Consider the following 21,125-nt stretch of genomic DNA (forward strand, 5'->3'; position numbering starts at 1 on the left):
CAGTCCAATGCAGGCGACTTTACCGCGAGCGACCCCTCACTGAGAGTGAATATCTCAGCGGAAAATGTCGCTCTCTGTTTCCGGACTCTCGTGACGGTCTCACAAGGGGTGATGACTTGCTTGATGAGGGAGTCTTCTTGTTACTGCATAAATATGACGAGTCGTAGTCTCGTCAGGAAAGCTTCCAGCCATTTCCCAAATTAGCGAGAAACCCAGTTCAGGTCAAATCCCCTACACAAATCGGTATTTCAGGGATAATGTTTACTTATGATTATGATAAGTAAGGGTTTTACCAACAAAAAGAAGACAGGGTATCTACGCGAGACGCAGATGAAATGTGAGTTGTATCACTACAAGAAAGCCGGATTTCTGTCCCGACGTGCTGCGTTATCTCGACTTAATGGCATCTTATTCTGGTAGTTTTCCGTTTTTTAACTCATGTCACTGTTTTTTTATCTCTGGTCAACTTCTAATGCGACGCGAGCAGGTTATTAGCAAAATTAATTAGTCTATTTATGACTTTATTTGCACTAAAAAAGAATAATTATTCAAGTTGGGCGGGGGCGGACTTGATCGGCGTCATCGCAGGCTGAGTGAGGAAAAGGTAGGCTGCACCTCCCGCGGAGGAGGAAAGNCAGAATATGCAATTACAAAGATTAATCAATATGTTTGGCGGCGATCTTCAGCGTCGCTATGGCGAGAAAATTCACAAGTTGACTCTGCATGGCGGCTTTAGTTGCCCAAATCGCGACGGCACATTAGGTCGGGGAGGTTGCACGTTTTGCCATGTGGCTTCGTTCGCCGACGAACAGATGCAGCAGCGCAGTATCGCCGAACAGCTGTCCGCCCAGGCCGGTAAAGTCAACCGCGCCAAGCGTTATTTGGCCTATTTCCAGGCCTATACCAGCACGTATGCCGAAGTGCAGGTTCTGGCAGCCATGTATCGCGAAGCGCTGACACAGGCCGATATGGTGGGCCTGTGCGTGGGCACCCGGCCTGACTGCGTGCCGGACGCCGTGCTGGATCTGCTGTCAGAGTATCGCCAGCAGGGTTATGAGGTTTGGCTGGAGTTGGGACTGCAAACGGCCAACGACAAGACATTACACCGTATCAACCGCGGCCACACTTTTGACTGTTACCAGCAGACAACGCGCCGCGCCAGAGAACGCGGTCTTAAAGTGTGCACACACCTGATCGTCGGCCTGCCGGGAGAGGACGAGAGNGCCTGCCTGTCGACGNTGCGCCGAGTCGTCGACGGTGGGGTAGACGGTTTGAAGCTGCATCCGCTGCATATCGTTGACGGCAGCATCATGGGCAAAGCCTGGCGTGCGGGACGATTGCCGGAACTCCCGCTGGCGCAATATGTGAAAACGGCTGGTGAAATGATTCGCCATNCGCCCGCGGACGTGGTCTTCCACCGGATCTCCGCCAGCGCCCGTCGTCCGACCCTGCTGGCGCCCCTGTGGTGCGAAAATCGCTGGACCGCTATGGTGGAGATCGACCGCTATCTGTCGCAGTATGGCGTTCAGGGTTCCGCTCTGGGCGACGCCTTTTGTTTTGTTCCCGCCTGACGTTATACCTCGTTCTTAAATCCTCTGCTCATTTCCCGCGCATCATGACTTTTACGGTATGATTTGCGGGATCTCGATGAAGGAAAAATTCTATGAAGCAAATCCGGCTATTAGCCCAGTATTACGTTGATTTAATGGTGAGACTTGGGCTGGTTCGCTTTTCCATTCTGCTCGCTTCCGTGCTGGTGCTGTTGGCGCTGGTGGTCCAGATGGCGGTGACCCTGCTGCTCAGCGGTCAGGTCGAACGCATCGATGTGGTGCGTTCCATCTTTTTTGGCCTTCTAATCACGCCTTGGGCAGTTTATTTCCTGTCGGTAGTGGTCGAGCAGCTTGAAGAGTCTCGACAGCGCCTGTCGCGTTTGGTGGCCAAATTAGAGGTGATGCGACATCGCGATCAGGAGCTGAACGCCAAACTGCAGAACAACATTGCTCAGCTTAATCAGGAAATCACCGACCGAATCAAGGCTGAAAAGTCGCGCCTTGAGATGCTCAGCAAACTGCGCGAAGAAATGGCGCGGCGCGAACAGGCGCAGGTGGAACTGGAGCAGCAGTCGGCGCTGTTGCGCTCCTTCCTTGATGCGTCGCCGGATCTGGTTTACTACCGCAATGAAAATAAGGCGTTTTCCGGCTGCAACCGCGCGATGGAACTGCTGTTGGGCAAGAGCCAGAAACAAATGATCGGCCTGACGCCCTTCGACGTTTATCCGCAGGATATCGCGGCCAAAGTCGTCGAGACGGACGAAAAGGTGTTTCGCCACAACGTGTCCCTGACCTACGAACAGTGGCTGGTGTATCCGGACGGTCGCAAATCCTGTTTCGAGTTGCGCAAGGTGCCGTTTTACGACCGACAGGGCAAGCGACATGGGCTGATGGGTTTTGGCCGCGATATAACCGAGCGCAAGCGTTACCAGGACGCGTTAGAGAAGGCCAGCAGGGAGAAGACGACCTTCATCTCAACGATCAGCCACGAGCTTCGTACGCCGCTTAACGGCATTGTCGGTCTCAGCCGCATTCTGCTCGACACCCATCTGGATGCGGAGCAGCGAAAATACCTCAAAACTATTCACGTCAGCGCCATCACCCTCGGCAATATCTTCAACGACGTGATTGAAATGGACAAGCAGGAGCGGCGTAAAGTTCAGCTGGATAATCAGCCGGTGGATTTCATTGGATTCGTCGCCGACCTGGAAAATCTGGGCGGCCTTCTGGCCGAACCCAAAGGCTTGCAGTTGGACGTGGTCCTTGAGCAGCCGCTGCCGAAAAGCATCATCACCGATGGCACACGTTTGCGGCAGATTCTTTGGAACCTGCTGAGCAACGCCGTGAAATTTACCCAAAGCGGTAAGGTGGTGATCCGCGTCGGGCACGATCAGCGTAATGTTTTGCGTTTCGAGGTCGCGGATTCAGGCATGGGTATTCCGGATGAGGAGCTCGAAAAAATCTTTTCCATGTATTACCAGGTGAAGGATAAGAACGGCGGTAAACCGGCTACCGGAACCGGCATTGGTCTGGCCGTTTCCAAACGGCTCGCGCAAAACATGGGCGGTGATATTCAGGTCGCCAGCAAATTGGGCGAAGGCTCCTGCTTCACGCTGACGGTGTCCGCGCCGATGGTGGAAGAGGCGAAAACGAATGAGAACGGCGATGAAACACTGCCGCTGCCTGCATTGCATGTCATGCTGGTGGAAGATATCGAACTGAACGTGGTCGTCGCGCGCTCGGTGCTGGAAAAGCTGGGCAGTAGCGTTGAAGTGGCGATGACCGGTCAGGAAGCGTTGGCGATGTTCGACCCCGACGAGTTCGATCTGGTGCTGCTGGATATCCAACTGCCGGACATGACCGGATTGGATGTGGCCCGCGNGCTGCGCGCCCGCTACGGACAGCAGACGTTGCCGCCGCTCGTGGCGCTAACCGCCAACGTACTGAAGGACAAAAAAGACTATCTGGATGCGGGCATGGACGATGTGCTGAGCAAACCGCTGGCGGTTCCCGCGCTCACGGCGATCATCAAACAGTATTGGGATACGCCCGAAAATAGCGAGCCGGAGGCTGTCGCCGATGGAGCTGTCGATGCCTCTGCGGCCGAATCGATGCTGGATGTCGCCATGTTGCAGCAGTATCTGGATCTGGTCGGCCCCTCATTGATTCGCCAAAGCCTGGAGATGTTCGAGCAAATGATGCCGGGTTACCTGGCGGTGCTGGAGTCCAACATGACGGCGCGCGACCAGAAGGGCATCGCAGAGGAAGGTCACAAAATCAAAGGCGCTGCGGGTTCCGTCGGGTTACGGCATTTGCAGCAGGTGGCTCAACAGATTCAAACAACGACGTTGCCTGCATGGTGGGACAATGTGCATGAGTGGATTGACGAATTGAAACAAGATTGGCGTCATGACGTTGAGGTGTTGAAAGCGNGGGTCGATCAGGCTGAAAAAAAATGACCCCGACCGAAGCCGGGGTGCGCGAATTATGCGCCAACACCAGGGAAACTGGTACACCTGCAATTGATTTCAGGTTTGTTAGCTCGCAAGTGCGGTAAGTACATTTCACGTAACTGACAACATAACAAAACGTCGTTGCTCGTTACGAGTATCCTTAAAATGTGTGATGTAGATTAGTGTTTGTCAATTAAAAAATCAATTAGTTGATGTAATGAAATGAGGACTTAATGATGAAAAAAGTCGGTGNCGTACTCAGCGGATGTGGTGTTTATGATGGTTCAGAAATCCACGAAGCGGTTTTGACTCTACTTGCAATCGACCGTGCTGGAGCTGAAGCCATCTGCTTTGCGCCGGACAAAGATCAGCTGCATGTCGTCAATCATCTTAGCGGCCAAGTGACTGACGAAAAGCGTAATGTCCTTGCGGAATCAGCACGGATCGCACGTGGAAAAATCCAGCCTCTTTCCGCGGCTGACGCGGAACAGCTCGATGCGCTGATTGTTCCTGGTGGTTTCGGCGCAGCGAAAAATTTAAGTGATTTTGCGACCCGTGGAAGCGAGTGTCAGGTCGACGAAGAATTAAAAATACTCACCCAGGAAATTTATAAGAAAAGTAAACCAATTGGCTTTATTTGCATCTCCCCGGCCATGTTGCCGAGACTGCTTGGTCTTCCTGTCAGGCTTACAATTGGTAACGATATTGATACAGCTGAAGCCATCGAAGCGATGGGAGGAATGCATGTGACTTGTCCGGTTGACGACATTGTCGTGGATGCCGAACACAAGGTGGTGACGACGCCGGCCTACATGCTGGCGAATTCCATCGGCGAGGTGGCTCTGGGGATTGAGAAACTGGTTGCCCATGTTTTGGAATTGACTGAATGAAATCAGGCCGAGTCCTAAGCCTATTCGTCGGTGGCATCAAACGCGCGATCGTCCGAGTCATTGTCATCGTGTTGGGGAGCTGGTTACTGGCTATTACGCTGTTTGCATTCCTGCCGGTACCCTTTTCCGCGGTAATGATCGATCGTCAGATTAGCGCATGGCTGCGCGGTGACTTTTCTTATGTCGCGCATTCTGACTGGGTTTCGATGGATGAGATAGCCTATGTCATGCCGCTGGCCGTGATCGCGGCGGAAGACCAAAAGTTTCCACAACATTGGGGATTCGACCTCGATGCGATCGATGCCGCTTTGCGACATAACGAGGAAAATGAAGGACGCATTCGCGGCGCTTCCACGCTGTCTCAGCAAACGGTCAAGAATTTGCTGTTGTGGGACGGGCGCAGTTGGGTGCGCAAAGGACTTGAGGCCGGCCTGACGACGGTGATGGAGCTGGCGTGGACCAAGCGTCGGATTCTGACCGTTTACCTGAATATCGCGGAGTTTGGTCCTGGGATTTTTGGCGTTGAAGCTGCTTCTCGGCATTTTTTCCACAAGTCTGTCAGTCGCTTAACCGCCAGCGAGGCAGCGCTTTTGGCCGCCGTGCTGCCTAACCCAATCCGGTTTCGCGTCGATCGTCCATCAGGTTACGTGATCCGTCGTCAGCAATGGATACTGCGACAAATGCGCCAGATGGGCGGGGATGCCTTCCTCAAAAACAACAAGTTACGATAATGCTACGGGTCTGTTTTGTAAAAAACAGGCACCAGGGAAGGCGTTTGTCTTTCCTCACAGAATAGAAGGCGTTGAGAGAGCCAAAAAAAACAATAGCCAAGCTAATGTATTCGCAAATCCAGCATGATGTTCTGTTGTTTAACGGTGTTTCCAGGCGATGCGTCGGAGCATAAAAAGGGTATGCGGGGCATATTTGGCGGGTGTAAAGAGAAGTACGCCACGGCGTGAGTCGCCAGGNGGGGCTGTAAGGGCCTGAGCCCGCCGCTGAGGCGGGTCAGGCAGCTTGGAAGAGCGGAGGGTTATTCGAGATAGGTAAATGCCGTGGTGACGTGTTTGACGCCGCTGACTTTGCTGGCGATTTCCGCAGCGGCGGCTCCCTCGCGGCGAGTCACCAGACCTAACAGAAAGACCTCGCTGTTTTCCGTGGTCACTTTGACGTTAGAAGACTTGACCTGATCGCTGGCCAGCAACTGAGAGCGCACTTTGGTGGTGATCCAGGTATCCATTGACGCGGTGCCCAGGCTAATCGGCGTCCCCTGGCGGATTTCGTTATACACCTCCGTCGTCCCTTCCACGCCCAGCGCAATCTGCTTGGCTCGGCTGGACAGCTCTGTATTCGGCGACTGACCGGTCAACAGGACTTTGCCCTGGTACACCGTCGCGATGATGCGGGCTTCCTTACTTAACTGCTGGTCTTTTGCCAATGTATTGGATACGCGCATTTCTAACGTACCATCATCAACCTGAGTCCCTACCGTACGGGGATCGGTCGCGGTTTTGGTCGCGACGGCTGCGCTGCCGATAGCGACCGCGCCGATACAACCTTGTAGCAGCAGAGCGGCAGACAGCACGGCAATGCAAGAATATATCCTCATGAGGTACTCCTTAATCGTTCTGGTGTGGGAAGAGCGTGTTGTCTATCAGATCGCACAAGCAATTTACCGTCAACATGTGCATTTCCTGAATGCGAGCGCTGCGGTGCGATGGGATGCGGATTTCCACATCCTGTTGTCCCAGCAGGCCCGCAAGTTCGCCGCCATCGTAGCCGGTTAACGCAACGATAGTCATGTCACGGGTCACGGCGGCTTCTACCGCTTTGACAATGTCGCGGCTGTTTCCATGCGTGGATATCGCCAAGAGGATATCCCCCGTTTGTCCCAAGGCCCGAACCTGTTTCGCATAAATCTCCTCATGCAACCGGTCGTTCGAAATCGCCGTCAGCACCACGTTGTCGGCATTCAGCGCAATAGCGGGCAAGCTGGGACGCTCCGTCTCGAAGCGGTTAATCATGTTGGCGGCAAAATGCTGGGCGTTGGCGGCGGAAGTGCCGTTCCCGCAACTCAGGATCTTGTTGCCATTCAGCAAAGATTGCACCATCGCGACGGCTGCCCGCGAGATCGCATCCGGCAAAGCTTCTGCCGCGGCGATCTGGGTTTGGATGCTCTCGGTAAAACAGACTTTAATTCTATCCAGCACGTTTGGGTAACCTATTCTTTTGTTTTCGGAATTAACCAATTATTCCTGATTGCCGAACGCGTTCGGCAACCACTCCAGCTGGTCGCCGGTGATGGCCAGTACGTCGAAACGACAGTCGGTATGTTCGAAGCCGCCGCCTTGACGCGATAACCACACGGCGGCCGCCTGCAGTAACCTCTGCTGTTTGCGCCGGGTTACGCTGGCGGCTGCACCGCCAAAGTCCGCGTTGCGACGGTAGCGCNCTTCGACGAAAACCCATATCGGACCGTCGCGCATTATCAAATCCAGCTCGCCGCCGCGTAGCGCCACGTTGCCCGCAACAAACGTCAGGCCGGCGCGCTCAAGATAGCGCCGAGCCTGTCGTTCGTAATCGTTGCCGGTTTCTCGGGTCTTCAGGATGCCGGCACCAGCTGTCCCTGGCGGAACTGCAGCCAAGTGAGTTTGCGGTTCACGACGCAATCCGGCGTGGCGCTCAGTTGCCCCGTTGAACCCTCCAGATGATAGCCCGGCTGTTGACGTAATGAGGAGAAGTTGTTCGCCAGCGTCCAGGCATCCATTCCCATGGCGAAGAGGCGCACCAGCGAGTAGTCGTTGCGGAACTGTGCCGTCGTCTGCTGCATCAGCGACGGATTCGCGCCCGTCAGCAGCGGAATATCGCTAAACTGCAGCCCTTCCATTTCCAGACGGAAATCAGGTCCCAGACCTGCCTGGTAGCTGCGCGAACTGGCATAAAGCGCGGCGCGTACGCGTGATTTGTTGCGCAAGTCGATCATGGGTTTGATTAACGATAGTTCGTCGGGTGTGGCGATGATATAGACCGCGTCTACGCCGCCCGCGCTAGTCTCCGCTGGGGNAGGCGGCACCTGCGCCGGAATATTCAGGCCGCCGATAGTGGTGCCTGAGGGTGGCTGAGGTGACGTTGACTCGGTGACGATCGGCTGTCCGTTAAGCGCAATACCGGCGCCGTTATTAATGGCCTGTTTCAACTCGGCGGCGCCACCGATGCGCTGCTGCAGCGGCGTGGCGCCGCCTTGTTGCTGCCAGGCGGCGGCGAAAGCGGCCGTGACGCGATCGCCCAGNCCNCCGCGCGGTGCCAGGACCAGCGGCTGCTGTTTGCCCTGGCTGTGAATAAATTGCGCCGCATCCCGAGCTTCATCTTCCGGCGACAGGGCAAAATAGCAGATGTTGGGGCTAGGCTGGATATGCTCCGGCTGATTCAGCGCCAGCACCTGCAGCGTGGTTTGGGTCGCTGGTAATTGCTCGACATCGCTTTTCAGCAGTGGTCCCACAATCATGGTGGCGCCGTCTTTTTGTGCCTGAGCAATGATGTCGGTCAACGGCTGTCCGGTCGTATCGTAGACCTTCACCGCCACATTGCCGGACGCTGGAGCAGGCGCTGCGGCTGCGTTGTTGGGGGCAGGGACAGGTGCGTCGGAAGCCGGTGGTTCCTGCGTCGGCGACGATGGCGTTGGCGCCTGATTCGCCGTCGCGGCGGTCTCGGCGTCTCCCGGCGCTGGGGCAACGGCGGCGGTGGCTGGCGCTTGCACCGGGGCGTTCTGTATGGCCTGACCGTCCCGTGCTGCGCTGAAACCGGCCTGAATGGCTTTCGAATAGACCTGCGCTTGACCGCTCAGCGGCAACAGCAACGCAATACCGCCGGAGGTCGACAGATTTGGCCCGGTGCCCTGCGGCTGTGTTAATACCGTCGGCAATGTTTTCGCGGCCGGATGACGCGGATAGCGCGTTTGCCAGTCGGCAATCGCCGTTTTCAGTTCGGCAGGCGCAGCGACGTGGCTTTGATAGGTCGTCAGCAGGTCGAGCCAACCCGCCAGGGTATTCTCGTCGGCGTTGATCGCGATGGCGCTGATGGTCTGTGGGCTGAGGCGAGTGAGTGCGAACCAGGTCAGATCGATGTTGCGCTGATGGGCATCGCCTTGTAACTGCGGTTCCTGAGCGATATAAGCGCGGATCAGGGTCAGCGATGGCTGAGCCTGATTGGCGCTAATCAACGCCTGATAGTAGCGATCTCGTTGCTGGCTGGATAGCGCTTTGACATCCAGCTGGGACAACGTGCTGTTGGCGGCGTTCATATCATTGCGCGCGACCGCCAGTTCTGCGTTCAGCAGACGCTGTTCGAGCTGTTGTCTGTCGTTGAGCGAAGCGGGCAGGGCGCTCCACTGCGCGAGGGCCTGAGGCAGCTTGCCTTCCTGTATCAGGGCATGAATAGCAAGTAATTGCCAGTCAGCCTTGTTATCATCCCCGCTTTGCTGCACCTGCTGCAGGTAATAATCAGATGTGGCGCCAGCCTTGAGGGCTACTTGCTGGTTGGAAGGGCTTTGGGGCGCCAAGCTCGGACAGCCAGCGAGAACGAGCGCCGCCAGCATGACAGGAATGACTCGGCCTGTATGGGGGCGGACAGAATTTAAGGGAAGCATACTGTATCCAGTGATAAATTCAGAGATGCTCAATATTAAATCGGCAACCCGGATGAAACAATGAATCAAGACCAACAAGCGGAGATTTCTGCCTCCACCCTTTACATTGTCCCGACGCCTATCGGCAACCTGGGAGACATCACTCAGCGCGCGTTGGACGTTCTGAAGAGCGTCGATCTCATTGCGGCAGAGGATACTCGCCATACCGGTTTATTGTTACAGCATTTCGCGATCAATGCGCGGCTGTTCGCACTGCACGATCACAATGAACAACAGAAAGCAGAGCAATTACTGAGCCGTTTGCAAAGTGGAATGAGCGTGGCGCTGGTTTCGGACGCCGGAACGCCGTTGATTAACGATCCGGGTTATCACGTGGTAAGGCTTTGCCGCGAAGCCGGCGTGCGCGTCGTGCCGCTGCCGGGCGCGTGTGCGGCGATTGCCGCGCTGTCCGCCGCCGGGCTGGCGTCGGACCGTTTCTGTTATGAAGGCTTCCTGCCGGCGAAAACCAAGGCGAGAAAAGACACGTTGCAGGCGATGCTGGAAGAACCGCGTACGCTAATTTATTACGAATCCACGCATCGCTTGTTGGACAGCCTGCGCGATATGGTCGCCGTACTGGGACCGCAGCGTTATGTCGTGCTGGCGCGTGAGCTGACTAAAACCTGGGAGTCCATTTATGGCGCGCCAGTGGCCGAGCTTCTGGCGTGGGTAGAAGAGGACGATAACCGCCGCAAAGGCGAAATGGTACTGATTGTTGAAGGATATCACCGAGACGACAGCGCGTTGCCCGCGGAAGCGCTGAGAACGCTGGCGTTGCTGCAAGCCGAGCTGCCGCTGAAAAAGGCGGCGGCGCTGGCCGCCGAGATCCACGGCGTGAAAAAGAACGCCCTGTACCGTCATGCGCTGGAGCAAGACGGGGAAAAGTGAGCCAATAGGGATGACAAGGGCGGCGATTTGCCCTATCATCCGCGCCGGAGTTGACCAGACAGTCGCCGCTTCGTTGCCGTCCCTTTCGGGGGAGACAGATGGAGGGGAGGAAAGTCCGGGCTCCATAGGGCAGGGTGCCAGGTAACGCCTGGGGGGCGCGAGCCCACGACAAGTGCAACAGAGAGCAAACCGCCGATGGCCCGCGCAAGCGGGATCAGGTAAGGGTGAAAGGGTGCGGTAAGAGCGCACCGCGCGGCTGGCAACAGTTCGTGGCATGGTAAACTCCACCCGGAGCAAGGCCAAATAGGGGTTCACATGGTACGGCCCGTACTGAACCCGGGTAGGCTGCTTGAGCCAGTGAGCGATTGCTGGCCTAGAGGAATGACTGTCCACGACAGAACCCGGCTTAACGGTCAACTCCCTCACTTTCGACCGGCGTGTTGCTGATGCAATGCGCCGGTTTTTTTATGCCTGCCATTTCCCTTCGAACGCCTCGCTCGTGACGGCTTCAATTCAAATTTTTTGACGTTTTTGGTCATTGTTATCCGACTGTTTTCCAACGATCTGACGCGTAGAGTAACGACTGTGCACTCACGCTATTTCGATGCTAACCAAAGGTCCTGTTATGAACGTTTCCCGGATGCCCGCATTTTTCCTCGGTCATGGTAGCCCGATGAACGTGCTGGAAGACAATATCTACACGGAGACCTGGCGGAAACTGGGTGAAACGTTGCCCCGTCCGAAGGCGATAGNGGCGGTATCCGCCCATTGGTTTACCCTCGGCACCGCCGTGACGGCGATGGACGCGCCGCGTACGATCCATGATTTCGGCGGTTTTCCACAGGCGTTGTTTGATACCCAGTATCCTGCACCGGGATCTCCGGCGCTTGCTCGGCAGATTCAGCAGCTGTTGTCGCCCGTGCCGGTGCATCTCGACGAACGCGATTGGGGGCTGGATCATGGCAGTTGGGGGGTCTTAATCAAGGCGTTCCCGCAGGCGGATATTCCGGTGGTGCAGTTGAGCGTCGATGGTACGCAACCGGCGGATTATCACTATCAACTGGGGCAGCGTCTGTCCACGCTGCGCGATCAGGGGGTGATGATGGTCGCCAGCGGCAACGTCGTCCACAACCTGCGTCAGGTGAAGAGAGAGGGCGAAGCGGCGCCGTATCCTTGGGCTAGCGCCTTTAACCAGTTTGTCCGAGATCATCTGACTTATCGCGGCGACAACCATCCGCTGGTGGATTTCATGCAGCACCCGGAGGCGGCGCTCGCTAACCCGTCCCCGGATCACTTCCTGCCGCTGTTATATGTCTTGGGATGTCGACAGGGTAAAGAGCCGGTGTCAATACTGATCGACGGTATCGAAATGGGCTCTCTCAGCATGCTTTCGGTGCAGGTTGGTTGATCAGGACTCACGCAGGAGAGCCGCCGCGTTGACGACGGGCTGTTGTGCGCGCTTTCGCCGCGCTAGGCCGCCTCAAGGGGCCTTATTTCCGTCAATAAAGGCGATCATGTTATCTGCGCCCTCTTTCAACTGCGGCGTGGCGTCCGGGTTGTTTAAGGCTTTTTCCGCCCACTGCTTGGCCTGTTCAAAATCTCTCGGCAACTGCGGGTGTTTGCTCAATATGACAGACATCAGCAGTTGAGCGGGAGCAAAACCGGCTTCAGCCGACTTTTTCAGGTAAATCAGTCCACTTTCCGGATCGTTTTCATTTGGCATTCTGCCAAGGTAAATCTTGGCCAGTCGGAATTGCGCATGCACGTCGTTGGCGTCAGCTTCCTGCTTCAACCATTTAATACCTTCCGCCCGATAGGGCGGCCAGTTACTGCGAAGCAGCTGATCGGTGAGCTGATGTCGGTCTTCTGCGCTGCCGTTCTCCGCCTTGTCCCTCAACGTGTTGAGCCGTTGTTCTTCCTGCGTGATTTCCTGTGCCAAAGAGTGGGGCGTCGAGTCTTGCGCGGCGGGTTCGTTTTGTGCGTAAGCAGCCGTATGAAGACCGACCAGGAGTGCCATCACTAGCGTTTTTTTCATGTTCGTCCCTTGTGTTCAAGTCCATCAAAAAATCAAAACAGCCCTCATCGTGATGAATCTGGTCATCAATGATTGCTACTGCGGCTAGATGAAATATTTAACCAAACGGAGACGTTTTCAAAGCGCGAATAAAAGGGCGAAAATGATTTTCTTGCTGAGAACAGGACCAATAAGGAAGAAAAGAGAAGGCGCAGACGACGGGGTGTGCCGCCGTCTGCGGGAGCGTTAATCCAGAATAGAGTGCGGATAAAAACGCGATAAGTCCTGTGTAATTAATGAGGTATCTTCTCGTAAACCGATGCCGCAGGCTTTGTCGCCGACCAGCCAACTGCCTATCAGCGTGTAGCTGTCGCCGAATTTCGGCAGCGGATGGTATTGCTGCACGATTTTCCCCTCTTCGCCGTAAGGACCGTCGGCAGAGGCGATTTTATGACCGTTCTGGACAATCTCGATATTCGCGCCTTCACGAGAAAACAGCGGTTTGACGACGTAATTTTCCATCGCCGGATGCGCATCTTCCGCGAAGTAAGCGGGAAGCAGGTTCGGATGGTTGGGGAACATCTGCCAAAGCAGAGGCAGCAGCGCCTTGTTGGAGATAATGCTTTTCCAGCCTGGCTCCAGCCAGCGTACGCCCGCGTCGGCCAGCTTGGTGGAAAACGTTTCCCGCAGCATGAATTCCCACGGATAGAGCTTGAACAAATTGCTAATCACCTGATCCTGAGGATCGGTAAACTGGCCGCGTTCGCCCAGACCGATTTCGTCGATATACAGAAAATCCGTCGCGATGCCCGCTTCCTCAGCGCAATCCTGCAGATATCGGACGGTGCCGCGATCTTCCTCGGTGTCCTGACAGCAGGTGAAGTGCAGCAGGCCGAAGCCATGCTGCTGACGCAGCGCGGCGAAGCGTTCGATCAGCTGTTCCTGAATGCTGTTGTACTGGTCGGCATTCTGCGGCAGTTTTCCGGCGTTGATCTGATCTTCCAGCCATCCCCACTGGAAGAACGCCGCTTCGTAGAGCGAGGTGGGCGTGTCGGCGTTGTTTTCCAGCAGCTTCGCCGGATTGACGCCGTCGTAGGCCAGATCCAATCGGGAATACAGCGCGGGCTGTTGGCTTTTCCACGATTCACGCACAAAATCCCAGGTGTGTTTGGGGATACGAAACTGGGTCAACAGCGCTTCGCTGTTGACGACATTCTCCACCACCTGTAGACACATTTGATTCAGCTCTTCCGTCGTTGACTCCAGCTCTTCGATCTGCGCCAGCGTGAACTGATAGTAAGCTTCTTCGCACCAGTAAGGTTCGTCATACATCGTGTGGAAATTGAAGCCGAACTCGGCGGCTTTTTCACGCCAGTCAGGGCGTTCCGCTATCGCTATTCTCTTCATTGTGTCAGCGCCTTACCCACCCATTGAACTGTGGCTGCGGTAGGTTGAACCAGAGCGTGAAGAAGTGCTGTCTTTCCCTTTTCTAAGCTGCTGTTGCTGTCTGGCGATGGACTCGCCAAAGCCGCCGCGCATTGTCGTGGTGGTGGTCGCGGGTTTCGGCGTCATCGCGGTTTTCGGTACGGTGATCGTGCGGCCGCTTGTGGCGCTGCCATAGCTTTTGCCGCTCGCATCGACGAACTGACCGTTAGCCGGGCTGGCCGCCGAACGTGGACTGAACAGCGGCTGCTGGGCATATCCGCCGCCGCCCATCATGCGACCCATCATATAGCCCGCCATTAACGGCATCCAGAAGCTGCCGCTTTCGTGCGGCTGCGCCGTCATACCGGCCTGGGCCGGTGCGTTTTGGTTCGAAGCGGTGGTCGCGGGCGTCTGCATACACTGCGCTTCGCCGAATTCAGCGGCGCAATCTTCCTGACTCCGATACTTCGGCGCGGTCTTCTCGGCTTCTTTCAGTGCGTTGTTATAGGTTGTGGTGCACTGGTCTTTCATGGACGGGTTAGCGCGAGTACAGTCGTCCGCGTTTTGATAGAGCGAAACGGTTTCATCCGTCTTTTCGCAGCCGGCTAGCATGAATACGGAACCCATGGCCAGCGTCAGCGGCGCCAGAGGAAAGCGACGCCAACTTTTACGGAAGCGGTCGTAGTTGATGTTGCGTGTTCTTTTCATTGTGTGGCGTCTTCCTGAGGAGAGGGCATCTTGCCCAACATAGCAATAAAGGTTTGTAGAATAGGTGAACAGCTTGACTTTTAAAAGCCAGGCCGAGGTGGGCGCAAGCATTTTACGCAGCTATACAATTCGCTCTGAAAGAAAATTTTCGTTTTAGAGTAAATTCGCTGTGAAGGGCGTTGTTGTTAAACGATGCGGCGAAGGCAGGCTACCGCCGCATCATGCTCAGGCTGGGTAAAACGCGATCAGTTACCGGCGGCGAAAACGGTGCGGGTGCTGTCGTCTGCGGTAGGCGCCGGAGTCGTGGAAACCGGTTTGCCTAACGTGGCGTTCAGCGTGCGCAGATCATTTTCGTTCAGCGTTCCCAACGCGTATTTCAAGTTCAGCTCGTTGATCAGATAGTCGTAACGCGCGCCGGATAGTTGCTGCTTCGCGTTATACAGCGTGGTTGTCGCATCCAGAACATCAACGATGGTGCGGGTCCCTACCTGATAGCCGGCTTCCATGGCGTCCAAAGAACTTTGCGCGGAAACGACGGCCTGCTTGTAGGCCGCGATGCTGCTGATGGACGCGGCGATGTTGTTGTGAGACGAACGCAATGTCTGAATCATGCTGCGGTGCGCGCTCTCCAGATTTTCGCTGGCGGCCACGTAGCTATGCTGAGCCTGTTTGACCTGAGAGTTGGTCGCGCCTCCGCTGTACAACGGCAGGGAGAAACTCAGGCCGACCTGATTCTGGCCGATATCGCTGTCGTTGTAGCTGCCTTCTGTTGCGCGAGACCCGGAATAACGGGAGTTGCTCACGCCGGTCGAGGCGGATAAATCCAACGTCGGCATGTAGCCGGTCTGCGCCGAACGAATCTGCTCGCGGGCCAGATCCTGGCTCAAACGGGAGGATAAGAGGCTGAGGTTGCGGCTTTCCGCCGTTTTCATCAGCGTATTGATCGGCTCCGGTTTTTTAGGCGCGAAGTTGTCGGTATTCACGCTGGCCAGTTCAGGATAGACATTGCCGGTCACCTGACGCAGCACTTCCAGGTAGTTGTCCAGCGCATTGCGAGCGGTGACTTCGCTTGCCAGCACGCTGTCGTACTGCGCACGGGCATTCTGCACATCGGTGATGGCGACCAGACCTACGTTATAGCGCTGAGTGGTTTGATCCAGCTCGCGATAAATAGAGGCTTTCTGGGCGGTGACATACGACAGCGAATCAATCGCTCGCAGGACGTTGAAATAGGCGGTGGCGGAGTTCAACAACAGCGTTTGCTGCGCGGTCTGATAGGTGACGTCTTCGATGCCGGCCTGTTTTTCCTGCAGCGTCAGCGCGCGCCACTTGGACATATCAAACAGGGTTTGAGTCAACTGTAGCGAAGCGCTCTTCACGTTGTTGTTCACGTCTTTGCTGTCACGGAAACCGCTGGTATAGGTATAATCCGCACCCAGACCCAGCTGCGGCAACAAAGGAGAACGCGCTTCATTGATTTTCTCAAAGGCGGCGTCACGAGTCGCTGCAGAACTGCGTAAATCGGGGTTTGTCGTTTTAGCCTGTTGATAAATCTGTAACAGATCTTCCGCCTGGCTCATGAAGCTGAAGCCGCTCAGACCCAAGCCGATAAGAAGAGGGAGCAATTTCTTCATTTGCATTCCTTGTTGTGCAGCAAAGTTGCTATGGTAGCGCCATCTGGAGACGATAAGTTGCCGATTCTAGCAGAATCTTACAATACGATGAGGTGGCTGAATGTGCCATCCTACGGCGACATCAGCGCCCTGATGCATATTATCGACCGCCGCAGAGTGGGAACAATTTCCCGTTGATGCATCCGGTTCCGTCAAAAAGCCGTGAGCATAAATGCTCCGTTTCTGACGGTTTCGTCCTGTCTTGACGGTAACGTCGGACGTCAGGTTCGGGTCAATAGCGTTTCAATCGCCGGGTACGCCGGCCAGCATCCCCAGTAGCAATATACACTGAGATTACGAGACTTATCACAGGAGTACAAAGATGGCGTCTTCAAAAACTCGTCCGTTCACCTTTACCAAAGACGATGTTGAAATTATTGCACGTGAAACGCTGTACAAAGNTTTTTTTTCGCTGGACCGCTACCGTTATCGTCACCGTCTGTTCAAGGGCGGTATGAGCGGCGAAGTCAGCCGTGAGATTCTCGAGCGCGGCCATGCGGTCGTCCTGTTGCCGTACGATCCTGTGCGAGACGAGGTGGTGTTGATTGAACAGATTCGTATTGCCGCCTACGATACCAGTGATTCTCCGTGGCTGTTTGAGCTGGTCGCTGGCATTATTGATCCCGGCGAAAGCCATGAAGACGTAGCCCGGCGTGAAGCGCAGGAAGAAGCAGGCCTGACGGTGGGGCGTTGCCGTGAGGTGCTCAGCTATCTGGCGAGTCCGGGCGGAACAAGCGAGCGCCTGACCATTATGGTGGGAGAAGTGGATACCCGTACCGCACAGGGCGTGCACGGGCTGGCCGAGGAGAACGAAGATATACGCGTTCAGGTGGTCAGCCGCGAACAGAGTTATCGCTGGGTCGAAGAGGGAGTGATTGATAACGCAGCCTCTGTCATTGCCTTGCAATGGCTGGCGTTGCACCATGAAAAACTGAAAACCGAGTGGGTGGATTGAATTCATGAAACGTTATACTCCCGACTTTCCCGAAATGATGCGGCTATGCGAAATGAACTTCGCGCAGTTGCGCCGTCTGCTGCCGCGTCAGGATGAGGTGGGTGAAAAAGTGGAGTATCACGTACAGCAGGCTCGCTATCGTTTAACGATTCTTGAGTCTACCCGCTATACCTCGCTGGTGGAGATCCAACAGATTGCGCCAGCGGTAAGTTACTGGAGTCTGCCGACGCTGGTTGTGCGGCTCTATCACGATGCGATGGTCGCGGAAGTGTGTTCCAGCCAGCAGATATTTCGCTTTAAGGCACGTTATGATTATCCCAATAAAAAGTTACACCAACGTGACGAAAAGCATCAAATCAATCAGTTCCTTGCTGATTGGCTAAAATACTGTTTAGCGTATGGTTCGATGTCGGTTCCGGTTTATTAGGCAGATTTCACAGACCAAGGACACCATTTGGAAAGCCAGTTGACACTTCCTGTGGCGCGTGGGGCCAGAATCAGGATTTTACAGATCACAGATACCCACCTGTTTGCTGGCAAGCAGGAAACNCTGCTTGGTGTAGATACCTATCACAGTTACCACGCGGTGCTGGAGGCTATCGCCGCACGGCAGCACGACTTCGACCTGATCGCCGCTACGGGCGATTTGGCGCAGGACCAATCGCTGGCTGCGTATGAACACTTCGCTGAAGGGATCCGCCGCTTTGACGTGCCCTGCGTCTGGCTGCCCGGCAATCATGACTTCCAACCGGCGATGGTGGATGCGCTAGCGTTGGCCGGCATCGCGCCCTCGAAACATGTGTTGTTGGGAGATCACTGGCAGGTGATCTTGCTGGACAGCCAGGTCTTCGGCGTACCGCATGGCGAGTTGAGCGACTATCAGCTGGAGTGGCTGGAGCGGCTACTGGACCGCCACTCCAATCGCTATACCCTGTTGATGCTGCNCCATCACCCTCTGCCTTCGGGCTGCACCTGGCTTGACCAGCACAGCCTGCGCAATGCTCACAGTCTTGACGCCGTATTGTCCCGCTATCCCAACGTCAACACGGTGCTTTGCGGGCATATTCATCAGGAGCTGGATCTGGACTGGCACGGTCGACGCCTGTTGGCGACGCCCTCCACCTGCGTGCAGTTCAGACCGCATTGCACCAACTTCACCATAGACAACGTCGCTCCGGGCTGGCGTTATCTGGAGCTCTTGCCGGACGGCGGCGTTGAAACGCAGGTTGTCCGCCTGGAAGGCAATGCCTTTCTGCCTGATATGGATTCGGACGGTTACTGATGCCTACCTTGCTTTACCTTCATGGGTTCAATAGTTCGCCTCACTCCGCGAAGGCAACGGCGCTGGGCCGTTGGCTGGCTGAACATCATCCCGACATCGATATGATCGTTCCCCAATTGCCGGCCTATCCGGCGGAAGCGGCGGAATTGATGGAGAGTCTGGTCATGGAGCGCGCGGGTCGGCCGCTGGGCATTGTGGGTTCCTCGCTGGGCGGATATTACGCCACCTGGCTGTCCCAGTGCTTCATGCTGCCTGCGGTGGTGGTGAACCCCGCCGTCAGGCCGTTCGAGCTGTTGATCGATCATCTGGGGCCTCAGCACAATCCCTACACCGATGAACAATATGTGCTAGAGTCTCGGCACGTTTACGATCTTAAAACCATGCAGGTCGAACCGCTGGAATCCCCGGATCTGCTTTGGTGCTTGCTGCAATCCGGTGATGAAATCCTGGACTATCGGCAGGCCGTGGCCTATTACACCGCCTGTCGTCAGACGGTGGAGTCCGGCGGCAATCACGCGTTTATGGGATTTGAGCACTTTTTTGCGCCTATCGTTGATTTTCTAGGGCTGAACAGGCGCTGACTGCCATGACGTTAATGGCGGGGAACGGGCCGGAGCCACAGCGCAGGGGGNCCGTCATCCGAGTGCCGGTTGCACGACGTCATATCATTTCAAACAACGACTTAACTCATTCAAACCATGACACAATCAAGTTATAACGCTGACGCCATTGAAGTCCTCAGCGGACTGGAGCCGGTGCGCCGTCGTCCAGGTATGTATACGGACACCTCCCGCCCGAACCACTTGGGACAAGAAGTGATCGATAACAGCGTCGATGAAGCGCTGGCCGGTCATGCTCGTCGCATTGAGGTGATTTTGCATGCCGACCAATCGCTGGAGGTTATTGACGACGGCCGAGGAATGCCGGTCGATATCCACCCAGAAGAGGGGGTGCCTGCGGTCGAACTGATCCTATGCCGCCTGCATGCAGGCGGTAAATTCTCCAACAAAAGCTATCAGTTCTCCGGCGGTTTGCACGGCGTGGGGATCTCGGTGGTCAACGCCTTGTCAACACGTGTCGAAGTGACCGTCCGTCGCGGCGGTCAAGTCTACGATATGGCGTTTGAGAACGGCGATAAAGTCCAGGATCTGACGGTAACCGGCACCTGCGGCCGTCGCAACACTGGTACGCGCGTTCATTTCTGGCCTGACGGCAGCTTCTTCGACAGCCCGCGCTTCTCCGTTTCCCGACTAACGCATCTGCTGAAAGCTAAAGCGGTGCTGTGCCCGGGCGTAGAGATCATCTTCAAAGACGGTGTCAACAATACCGAGCAGCGCTGGTGCTATCAGGATGGCCTTAACGACTACCTAAGCGAAGCGGTCAACGGCCTGCCCACGCTGCCGGAGAAACCGTTTACCGGTGCGATCAAGGGCGACAGCGAGGCGGTCGAGTGGGCGTTGTTGTGGCTGCCGGAAGGCGGAGAGCTGCTGACGGAAAGCTATGTCAACCTGATCCCGACGCTGCAAGGCGGTACGCACGTCAACGGCCTGCGTCAGGGACTGCTGGACGCGATGCGGGAGTTTTGCGAATTCCGCAATATTTTGCCGCGTGGCGTCAAGCTAAGCGCGGACGATATCTGGGAGCGCTGCGCTTATGTCCTGTCTGTGAAAATGCAGGACCCGCAGTTCGCGGGGCAGACCAAAGAGCGTCTGTCGTCGCGTCAGTGCGCGGGCTTCGTTTCCGGCGTCGTCAAAGACGCTTTCAGCCTGTGGCTGAACCAGAACGTACAGGCGGCTGAGCAGCTGGCGGAAATGGCGATATCCAGCGCCCAGCGCCGTCTGCGCGCCGCGAAGAAAGTGGTGCGTAAAAAGCTGACCAGCGGACCGGCGCTGCCGGGCAAACTGGCGGACTGCACGGCGCAGGATCTGAATAAAACCGAACTGTTTCTGGTGGAAGGGGATTCCGCGGGCGGCTCTGCTAAACAGGCGCGTGACCGTGAGTATCAGGCGATCATGCCGCTGAAGGGCAAGATCCTGAATACCTGGGAAGTCTCCTCCGACGAGGTGCTGGCGTCGCAGGAAGTCCACGACATCTCCGTGGCGATCGGCATCGATCCGGACAGTGAGGACCTGAGCCAGCTGCGCTATGGCAAGATCTGCATTCTGGCGGATGCCGACTCGGATGGTCTGCATATCGCTACGCTGCTGTGCGCGCTGTTTGTCCGACACTTCCGTTCGCTGGTCGCTGGCGGTCATGTGTATGTGGCGATGCCGCCGCTGTACCGTATCGACCTTGGAAAAGAGGTGCACTACGCGCTGGATGAAGAGGAAAAAAATAGCATTCTGGAGCGCCTCAAACGTAAAAAAGGCAAGCCTAACGTTCAGCGTTTCAAAGGTCTGGGCGAAATGAACCCGCTCCAGCTGCGTGAAACGACGCTGGACCCGAACACGCGCCGTCTGGTGCAGTTGACCATCGGCGAAGAAGATGTCGAAAAGACGATGGCGACGATGGACATGCTATTGGCGAAGAAGCGCTCGGAAGATCGCCGCAACTGGTTGCAGGAGAAAGGCGATGAAGCGGAAATTGAGGTCTGACTGCTAACGCAG

The 21,125-nt window shown here is 55.9% G+C and carries 19 protein-coding genes and 1 other RNA gene; 12 read left to right on the forward strand and 8 right to left on the reverse strand.

Features of this window, described 5'->3' with window-relative positions; translation table 11 throughout:
• The first annotated feature begins 641 nt into the window (after nucleotides 1-641).
• The 4 genes from RZ35_RS14850 (at nucleotide 642) to mtgA (ending at nucleotide 5,624) form a co-directional block, all read left to right on the forward strand.
• Nucleotides 642-1,571: a TIGR01212 family radical SAM protein gene (locus tag RZ35_RS14850; protein ID WP_026744032.1), complete on the forward strand. Its 930-nt coding sequence runs from the start codon at nucleotides 642-644 to the stop codon at nucleotides 1,569-1,571.
• A 92-nt stretch (nucleotides 1,572-1,663) separates the two neighbouring features.
• Nucleotides 1,664-4,009: an aerobic respiration two-component sensor histidine kinase ArcB gene (gene arcB / locus RZ35_RS14855; RefSeq protein ID WP_026744033.1), complete on the forward strand. Its 2,346-nt coding sequence runs from the start codon at nucleotides 1,664-1,666 to the stop codon at nucleotides 4,007-4,009.
• 230 nt (nucleotides 4,010-4,239) lie between these two features.
• Nucleotides 4,240-4,893 carry an isoprenoid biosynthesis glyoxalase ElbB gene (elbB, locus tag RZ35_RS14860; RefSeq protein ID WP_026744034.1) on the forward strand — a complete coding sequence of 218 codons (654 nt, stop codon included), beginning with the start codon at nucleotides 4,240-4,242 and terminating at the stop codon, nucleotides 4,891-4,893.
• A complete protein-coding gene (mtgA, locus tag RZ35_RS14865; RefSeq protein WP_026744035.1) occupies nucleotides 4,890-5,624 on the forward strand; it encodes a monofunctional biosynthetic peptidoglycan transglycosylase in 735 nt (244 codons plus the stop codon). Before elbB ends, mtgA begins: the two co-directional genes overlap by 4 nt.
• Before the next feature lie 299 nt (nucleotides 5,625-5,923).
• Here mtgA and dolP read toward each other — a convergent pair whose 3' ends face one another.
• The 4 genes from dolP to RZ35_RS14885 form a co-directional block, all read right to left on the reverse strand.
• Nucleotides 5,924-6,499, reverse strand: a complete 576-nt coding sequence (gene dolP, locus RZ35_RS14870) for a division/outer membrane stress-associated lipid-binding lipoprotein (protein WP_026744036.1) — start codon at nucleotides 6,497-6,499, stop codon at nucleotides 5,924-5,926.
• A gap of 10 nt (nucleotides 6,500-6,509) precedes the next feature.
• Entirely contained in the window at nucleotides 6,510-7,100 is a 591-nt protein-coding gene (diaA, locus tag RZ35_RS14875) for a DnaA initiator-associating protein DiaA (RefSeq protein WP_026740721.1), read from the reverse strand.
• Nucleotides 7,101-7,139: 39 nt separating this feature from the next.
• A complete protein-coding gene (locus RZ35_RS14880) occupies nucleotides 7,140-7,496 on the reverse strand; it encodes a YraN family protein (protein ID WP_235195129.1) in 357 nt (118 codons plus the stop codon).
• Entirely contained in the window at nucleotides 7,493-9,535 is a 2,043-nt protein-coding gene (locus tag RZ35_RS14885) for a penicillin-binding protein activator (protein ID WP_026744038.1), read from the reverse strand. Before RZ35_RS14885 ends, RZ35_RS14880 begins: the two co-directional genes overlap by 4 nt.
• A gap of 60 nt (nucleotides 9,536-9,595) precedes the next feature.
• On the opposite strand from RZ35_RS14885, the gene rsmI reads away from it, so the two are divergent.
• The 3 genes from rsmI (at nucleotide 9,596) to ygiD (ending at nucleotide 11,870) form a co-directional block, all read left to right on the forward strand.
• Nucleotides 9,596-10,462, forward strand: a complete 867-nt coding sequence (gene rsmI / locus RZ35_RS14890) for a 16S rRNA (cytidine(1402)-2'-O)-methyltransferase (RefSeq protein ID WP_026744039.1) — start codon at nucleotides 9,596-9,598, stop codon at nucleotides 10,460-10,462.
• A gap of 46 nt (nucleotides 10,463-10,508) precedes the next feature.
• Nucleotides 10,509-10,887: RNase P RNA component class A (rnpB, locus tag RZ35_RS16975), an RNA gene on the forward strand.
• 200 nt (nucleotides 10,888-11,087) lie between these two features.
• On the forward strand, nucleotides 11,088-11,870 hold the full coding sequence (gene ygiD / locus RZ35_RS14895; RefSeq protein ID WP_026744040.1) for a 4,5-DOPA-extradiol-dioxygenase: 783 nt from the start codon (nucleotides 11,088-11,090) through the stop codon (nucleotides 11,868-11,870).
• Between the two features lie 72 nt (nucleotides 11,871-11,942).
• Here ygiD and RZ35_RS14900 read toward each other — a convergent pair whose 3' ends face one another.
• The 4 genes from RZ35_RS14900 to tolC all read right to left on the reverse strand — a co-directional run bounded on the left by RZ35_RS14900 (nucleotide 11,943) and on the right by tolC (nucleotide 16,243).
• The gene (locus RZ35_RS14900) at nucleotides 11,943-12,497 is read right to left on the reverse strand and encodes a tetratricopeptide repeat protein (protein WP_026744041.1); all 555 of its coding nucleotides are present in this window, start codon (nucleotides 12,495-12,497) and stop codon (nucleotides 11,943-11,945) included.
• Between the two features lie 225 nt (nucleotides 12,498-12,722).
• On the reverse strand, nucleotides 12,723-13,883 hold the full coding sequence (locus RZ35_RS14905; protein ID WP_026744042.1) for a glutathionylspermidine synthase family protein: 1,161 nt from the start codon (nucleotides 13,881-13,883) through the stop codon (nucleotides 12,723-12,725).
• 12 nt (nucleotides 13,884-13,895) lie between these two features.
• A complete protein-coding gene (locus RZ35_RS14910) occupies nucleotides 13,896-14,609 on the reverse strand; it encodes a DUF1190 family protein (RefSeq protein WP_026744043.1) in 714 nt (237 codons plus the stop codon).
• Between the two features lie 245 nt (nucleotides 14,610-14,854).
• A complete protein-coding gene (tolC, locus tag RZ35_RS14915; RefSeq protein WP_026740730.1) occupies nucleotides 14,855-16,243 on the reverse strand; it encodes an outer membrane channel protein TolC in 1,389 nt (462 codons plus the stop codon).
• A gap of 361 nt (nucleotides 16,244-16,604) precedes the next feature.
• Between tolC and nudF the strand changes: the two genes are divergently transcribed.
• From nudF to parE, 5 genes are all read left to right on the forward strand, one after another.
• The gene (gene nudF / locus RZ35_RS14920; RefSeq protein ID WP_026744044.1) at nucleotides 16,605-17,237 is read left to right on the forward strand and encodes an ADP-ribose diphosphatase; all 633 of its coding nucleotides are present in this window, start codon (nucleotides 16,605-16,607) and stop codon (nucleotides 17,235-17,237) included.
• Between the two features lie 4 nt (nucleotides 17,238-17,241).
• The gene (locus RZ35_RS14925) at nucleotides 17,242-17,664 is read left to right on the forward strand and encodes a DUF1249 family protein (RefSeq protein WP_026744045.1); all 423 of its coding nucleotides are present in this window, start codon (nucleotides 17,242-17,244) and stop codon (nucleotides 17,662-17,664) included.
• Nucleotides 17,665-17,691: 27 nt separating this feature from the next.
• A complete protein-coding gene (gene cpdA / locus RZ35_RS14930; protein ID WP_026744046.1) occupies nucleotides 17,692-18,519 on the forward strand; it encodes a 3',5'-cyclic-AMP phosphodiesterase in 828 nt (275 codons plus the stop codon).
• Complete coding sequence (gene yqiA, locus RZ35_RS14935) at nucleotides 18,519-19,100, forward strand: esterase YqiA (protein ID WP_026744047.1); 582 nt, start codon at nucleotides 18,519-18,521, stop codon at nucleotides 19,098-19,100. Before cpdA ends, yqiA begins: the two co-directional genes overlap by 1 nt.
• Before the next feature lie 117 nt (nucleotides 19,101-19,217).
• Nucleotides 19,218-21,113: a DNA topoisomerase IV subunit B gene (parE, locus tag RZ35_RS14940; protein WP_026744048.1), complete on the forward strand. Its 1,896-nt coding sequence runs from the start codon at nucleotides 19,218-19,220 to the stop codon at nucleotides 21,111-21,113.
• Nucleotides 21,114-21,125: the final 12 nt, after the last annotated feature.

The organism is Lonsdalea quercina subsp. quercina (assembly GCF_000688655.1).
GTDB classification, from domain to species: Bacteria; Pseudomonadota; Gammaproteobacteria; order Enterobacterales; family Enterobacteriaceae; genus Lonsdalea; species Lonsdalea quercina.